Source organism: Streptomyces sp. DH12, from assembly GCF_020873895.1.
GTDB lineage: Bacteria > Actinomycetota > Actinomycetes > Streptomycetales > Streptomycetaceae > Streptomyces.
In genome coordinates this window covers 1-998 of record NZ_JAHWGT010000119.1, presented here as the reverse complement: position 1 = coordinate 998, position 998 = coordinate 1, and the positions used below count along the sequence as shown (strand labels likewise).

Sequence of the window (998 nt, the reverse complement as noted above, 5' to 3'; positions counted from 1 at the left end):
CTTCGTGATGTACCTCGGCGACAACTTCCTGGTGGGCGGCATCGCCCCGCTGGTGGAGCAGTTCACCGCCGAGCGCCCCGACGCGCAGATCCTGCTCACCCGGGTCTCGGACCCGACCGCGTTCGGCGTCGCCGAACTCGACGGCCACGGACGGGTGGTGGGGCTGGAGGAGAAGCCGGCCAAGCCCAAGAGCGACCTCGCGCTGGTCGGCGTCTACCTGTTCTCGCCCGCCGTGCACGAGGCCGTACGGGCCATCCGTCCCTCCGCGCGCGGCGAGCTGGAGATCACCGACGCCATCCAGTGGCTCATCGACACCCGGCACGACGTCCGCTCGACCACCGTCAGCGGCTACTGGAAGGACACCGGGAACGTCGCCGACATGCTCGAGGCCAACCGCTCGGTGCTGGACGGCATCGGCGCGGGCGTCGAGGGGACCGTCGACGCAGGCAGCGAACTCGTCGGCCGGGTCCGCGTCGAGGCCGGCGCCGAGGTCCGCGGCTCACGCATCGTCGGCCCCGCCGTGATCGGCGCCGGCAGCGTGATCAGCGGCTCCTACGTCGGCCCCTACACCTCCATCGCGGAGAACTGCCGTATCGAGGACAGCGAGATCGTGTTCTCCATCGTGCTGCGGGACTCCCGGCTGGACGGCGTGCGCCGCGTGCAGGCCTCGCTCATCGGCCGCAACGTCACGGTGACCCCCGCGCCGCACACCCCGAGGGCCCACCGGCTGATCCTCGGCGACCACAGCAAGGTGCAGATCTTCTCCTGACCCCCGGAGGTTCCCGATGAAGAAGCCGACGTCCCTGCCGGGCACACCGATCCCGCGGACGTTCTCCACCCCCACCGCGACGGTGCGGGAGCTGGCGGTCGCCGGCGCCTACGTGTTCACCCCGCGGGTGCACCGCGACCGCCGGGGCGTGTTCGTCTCCCCGCTGCAGGAGGAGGCGTTCACGGCGGCCGTGGGCCACCGCCCGGCGGTGGTGCAGACGAACCACACC

General features: G+C 71.8%; 2 protein-coding genes. Both read left to right on the top strand.

Translation table 11 applies throughout. The features are described 5' to 3' along the window. Window positions 1–769 (top strand): sugar phosphate nucleotidyltransferase (locus LPA54_RS32885; protein WP_228984412.1); only part of this gene is annotated, 769 nt, incomplete at its 5' end. A 16-nt stretch (window positions 770–785) separates the two neighbouring features. Next, window positions 786–998, top strand: a 213-nt coding sequence (locus tag LPA54_RS32880; protein WP_228984411.1) for a dTDP-4-dehydrorhamnose 3,5-epimerase family protein, incomplete at its 3' end; no start/stop codon positions are given.